The organism is Candidatus Frankia nodulisporulans (assembly GCF_902806475.1).
GTDB lineage: Bacteria > Actinomycetota > Actinomycetes > Frankiales > Frankiaceae > Frankia > Frankia umida.
This window is the reverse complement of sequence record NZ_CADCWS010000287.1, coordinates 1-4,825: the sequence shown is the minus strand read 5'-3', so window position 1 is coordinate 4,825 and position 4,825 is coordinate 1. Positions and strand designations below refer to the sequence as shown.

The 4,825-nt window shown below is 69.3% G+C and carries 4 protein-coding genes; 1 reads left to right on the top strand and 3 read right to left on the bottom strand.

From position 1 onward, the window contains the following. Positions 1-248: 248 nt before the first annotated feature. From G6R24_RS18240 to G6R24_RS18230, 3 genes are all read right to left on the bottom strand, one after another. A complete protein-coding gene (locus tag G6R24_RS18240; protein WP_163550417.1) occupies positions 249-995 on the bottom strand; it encodes a succinate dehydrogenase/fumarate reductase iron-sulfur subunit in 747 nt (248 codons plus the stop codon). Positions 996-1,074: 79 nt separating this feature from the next. Then, complete coding sequence (locus G6R24_RS18235; protein WP_163550416.1) at positions 1,075-3,012, bottom strand: fumarate reductase/succinate dehydrogenase flavoprotein subunit; 1,938 nt, start codon at positions 3,010-3,012, stop codon at positions 1,075-1,077. Between the two features lie 13 nt (positions 3,013-3,025). Then, positions 3,026-3,691, bottom strand: coding sequence for a succinate dehydrogenase cytochrome b subunit (locus G6R24_RS18230; RefSeq protein ID WP_163550418.1), 666 nt, complete (start codon positions 3,689-3,691; stop codon positions 3,026-3,028). 167 nt (positions 3,692-3,858) lie between these two features. Here G6R24_RS18230 and G6R24_RS18225 point away from each other — a divergent pair. Next, the coding region (locus tag G6R24_RS18225) for a LysR family transcriptional regulator (protein WP_163550415.1) at positions 3,859-4,825 on the top strand (967 nt) is incomplete at its 3' end.

Below are 4,825 nucleotides of genomic sequence, written 5' to 3'. Positions count from 1 at the left end.
CCTGCAGGAACCACGCGACACACAGCCCGACCATCCCCCCGCCCACGATGGCGACCCGGTCCGGCACCTTCCCGTTACGCCCCTGCACCTGCCTATTGTCCGCCCGTTCCCGTCGTGCCCGCATCTCGACAGTTCCCCGCACCCCCACCCGGGTGGAAACGGGACCGCCCCGGGGCCCGACCGTGTGGTGGTCGGGCCCCGGGGCGGTCAGCCGCGCGGGTGGTGCGGGTGGTGCGGTCGTGCGGGGCCTACTTGCGGCCGAGGGAGGCGCGCAGGTACTCGCGGTTGAGGGTGGCGATGCTGTCCAGGGGGATGCCCTTCGGACAGGCGTTGGTGCACTCGCCGGTGTTGGTGCAGCCACCGAAGCCCTCGGCGTCCATGGCCTCGACGAGGTTGAGGACACGCTCGGACCGCTCGGGGGCGCCCTGCGGCAGGCTGTTGAGATGCGTCACCTTCGCCGAGGTGAACAGCATCGCCGAGCCGTTCGGGCAGGCCGCGACGCAGGCGCCGCAGCCGATGCAGGTGGCGTTGTCGAACGCGGTGTCCGCGATCGGCTTCGGCACGGGGGTGGCGTGCGCCTCGGGGGCGCTGCCGGTGTTGACGCTGACGTAGCCGCCGGCCCGGATGATCCGGTCGAGGCCGGACCGGTCGACCATGAGGTCCTTGACCACGCCGAACGCCACCGAGCGCCACGGCTCGACGTCGATCACGTCGCCGTCGGAGAACTCACGCATGTGCAGCTGACAGGTGGTGGTCCGCTCACGCGGCCCGTGCGCCTGTCCGTTGATGACCACACCGCAGGCACCGCAGATGCCCTCGCGGCAGTCGTGGTCGAAGGTCACCGGGTCGTCGCCCTCGAGGGTGAGCCGCTCGTTGAGCACGTCGAGCAGTTCCAGGAAGGACATGTCCGGGTTGGCGTCGGGGACCTCGTAGGCCACCATGCGGCCGGAGTCGGCCGGGCCGGCCTGGCGCCAGATCCGCAGGGTGAGCTTCACGTTCCGCTCCTCGCGCTCTCGCTGTCGTGGTCGGGTAGGAAGGGGGAGTCTGGTGCTGCCACGTCGTGCACGCCCGCCGTCACGCGTAGTTGCGCTGGGCGAGGTGGACGTAGTCGAAGTTCAGCGGTTCCTTGTGCAGGATGGGCTGCTCGCCGGTGCCGCCGAACTCCCACGCGCCGGCGTAGGCGAAGCGCTCGTCGTCGCGGCGGGCCTCACCGTCGGGAGTCTGGCTCTCCACCCGGAAGTGGCCGCCGCAGGACTCCTCGCGGTGCAGCGCGTCGACGCACATGAGCTCGCCGAGCTCGAGGAAGTCCGAGACCCGGTTCGCCCGCTCGAGGCTCTGGTTCACCTGGGACCCGGTGCCGGGCACCTTCACCGAGCGCCAGAACTCCTCGCGCAGCTCGGGCAGCCGGCCCAGCGCCTTGCGCAGGCCGTCCTCGCTGCGGGCCATGCCGCACTCGTCCCACATGATCTCGCCGAGCTCGCGGTGGAACGAGTCCACCGTGCGCTCGCCGTTGATCGACAGCAGCTTGGTGAGCCGGCCGGTCGCCTCGTTGACGGTCTCGACGACGTCGGGGTGGGCCTCGGTGACCTTGTCGAACTTGCTCGAGGCGATGTAGTTGCCGAGCATCGGCGGCAGCACGAAGTAGCCGTCCGCGAGGCCCTGCATCAGCGCGCTGGCGCCCAGGCGGTTGGCGCCGTGGTCGGAGAAGTTCGCCTCACCGACGACGAAACAGCCCGGGATGGTGCTCTGCAGGTCGTAGTCCACCCACAGGCCGCCCATCGTGTAGTGGACGGCGGGGTAGATCCGCATCGGGACCTTGTACGGGTCCTCGCCGGTGATCCGGTCGTACATCTCGAACAGGTTGCCGTACTTCTCGCGGACCTTGTCCTCGCCGAGGCGGCGGATGGCGTCCGCGAAGTCGAGGTAGACACCCAGGCCGCCGGGGCCGACACCGCGACCGAGGTCGCACTGGTTCTTCGCGGCACGCGAGGCGATGTCGCGGGGGACCAGGTTGCCGAAGCCCGGGTAGATGCGCTCGAGGTAGTAGTCGCGCTCCTCCTCGGGGATCTGGTCGGGGGAGCGGGTGTCGCCGGCCTTCTTGGGCACCCAGATCCGGCCGTCGTTACGCAGCGACTCGCTCATCAGGGTGAGCTTCGACTGGTACTCGCCGGACCGCGGGATGCAGGTCGGGTGGATCTGCGTGTAGCACGGGTTGGCGAAGTACGCGCCGCGCCGGTGCGCCCGCCAGATCGCACTCGCGTTCGAGTTCTTGGCGTTCGTCGACAGGTAGAACACGTTGCCGTAGCCGCCGGTGGCGAGCACGACCGCGTCCGCGAGGTAGGTGGAGATCTGCCCGGTGACCAGGTCGCGGGCGACGATGCCGCGGGCGCGGCCGTCGACGACGATCAGGTCGAGCATCTCGGTGCGCTCGTGCATCTCGACGTTGCCCGCGTCGATCTGACGCGACAGCGCCTGGTAGGCGCCGATCAGCAGCTGCTGACCCGTCTGGCCACGGGCGTAGAACGTCCGGGCGACCTGCACACCACCGAACGAACGGGTGTCGAGCAGACCGGAGTACTCGCGGGCGAACGGGACGCCCTGCGCGACGCACTGGTCGATGATCTGCGTGGACGTCTGGGCCAGCCGGTAGACGTTGGACTCCCGGGCGCGGAAGTCACCGCCCTTGACCGTGTCGTAGAACAGCCGGTAGACGGAGTCGCCGTCGTTGCGGTAGTTCTTCGCCGCGTTGATGCCACCCTGCGCGGCGATCGAGTGGGCGCGCCGCGGTGAGTCCTGGTAGCAGAACTGGATGACGTGGTAGCCCTGCTCGGCCAGGGTCGCCCCCGCCGCCCCGCCGGCCAGGCCCGTCCCCACGATGATCACGGAGTGGCGGCGGCGGTTGGCCGGGTTGACGAGCTTGGCGTCGAAGCGGCGCTTGTCCCAGCGCTGCTCGATCGGGACGTCCGGCGCGCGCGTGTCGGCGATGTCGTCGCCGAGCTTGAAGAACGTCATATCAGCCTTCTTCTCAGCCCACCAGGCCGGCGAGGACTGCCACCGGAACGATCAGGAATCCGACGGTGAGCAGCACGGCGAGCCCCGTGGCGATGCCGTGCACCGCCCGGTCACGGCTCGGCCGGTTCAGCCCCAGCGTCTGCGCCGCGCTCCAGAAACCATGCTGGATGTGCAGCCCCAGGAAGATCATCGCGAGGATGTAGATGGCGGTGACCCACCACACACTGAAACTCGAGACGACGTTGTCGTAGGCGGCGCCCTCGACCCCGTGCCGGTTCAACGTGAGCGAGGTGAAGTCAAGGATGTGGTAAATGATGAACAACGCCAGGGTGATGCCACCGTAACGCATGACATGCACGGCGTAGCCGGCCTTCGCCCTTTGCTTGTGGGCGTACTTGGCCGGACGGGCCTTCAGATCGCGTCGGCTGAGCTGGTAGGCGGAGACGGCGTGCAGGACGACCGCCAGCGTGAGGACGAACCGCTGGATCCACAGATACCAAGCTCCGTGCAGGACCGGTTCCCCGATCGTGCGGAGCCAGTCGGCATAGTGATCGAAATCATCACGGCCATAGAAGATCTTCAGGTTGCCGAGCATGTGTGCGAGCAGGAACGCCAGCATCAGCAGGCCGGTGACGGCCATCACGGTCTTCTTGCCGATCGTCGAACGCCAGAAGTTCAACGGGGCGAAGGAGGACCGAGCGGGTCGCGCTGGGCGTGCCGCGGGCGCCGGTCGCGTCGGGGTTGTTACAGCCACGCCCGCACCCTAGAGCCGTGGCCAGCAGAGGTCCAAGACATGATAAAGCTCGAGTCCATAGTCGGGCGCTATGGAGGGCTACGCTGACGGATGTGCAGCTCCACCAGCTCGCCTATTTCGTCGCCGTCGCGGAGACCCGGCATTTCACCCGGGCCGCGCAGCGCATGCATGTGGCGCAACCCTCACTCTCCCAGCAGGTCCGGTCGCTCGAACAGGAGCTGGGAGCACCACTGTTTAACCGCGCCCGCGGCAACATCAGCCTCACCGCCGCCGGCGAGACACTCCTGCCGCTCGCACGCCGCATCCTCGCCGACACGGAGACGGCTCGCCAGCGCGTCCACGAGCTGTTGGACCTACGCCACGGCACGGTCCGCCTCGGTGCCACCCCCAGCCTGTGCACCGGCTTCCTGCCGGACGTCCTACGCCTGTTCCACCAGCGCTACCCCGGTATCCGCCTGCTCGTCGAGGAGGGCGGCTCCCGCGACCTGATCCGCGACCTCGCCGGCGGCGACCTCGACCTCGCCCTGATCATCCTGCCGTTGCAGAGCTCCGACCCGGCCCTGGCCACCTCGCCGCTGATCCGCGAGAGCCTGGTCCTCGTGACGTCCCGGGACGAGCCACCGCTGGTCACCGGCCGCCCGCTGTACGTCGCCGACCTGCGCGACCATCCGCTCGTGATGTTCCGCCGCGGCTACGACCTGCGTGACGCCACCGTCACCGCCTGCCGGGAGGCCGGCTTCGACCCCACCTTCGCCATCGAGGGCGGCGAGATGGACGCCGTGCTGGGCTTCGTCGCCGCGGGCCTGGGCAGCGCCGTCATCCCGAGCATGGTCGCGCGGCGCCTGGGCATGCGGGTCACCCCGTTCTCCCCACCCGGCCTGCAACGCACCATCGGCCTGGCCCGCCGCCGCGACGTCGAACCCACCCGCGCCGCCGTCGAACTCCAACGCGCCCTGTGGGAGTACCTGCGCGACGCCGCCACCACCGGCAACCTCCCCGACGGCACCCGCCTGCTGCGCGGCCCGGGTGAAATGCCGGGTCTCCGCGACGGCGACGAAA

What these genes read in the sequence shown, in the direction of transcription:
- G6R24_RS18235 (WP_163550416.1), bottom strand. Translation starts at nt 3,012, where the DNA reads ATGACGTTCTTCAAGCTCGGCGACGACATCGCCGACACGCGCGCGCCG.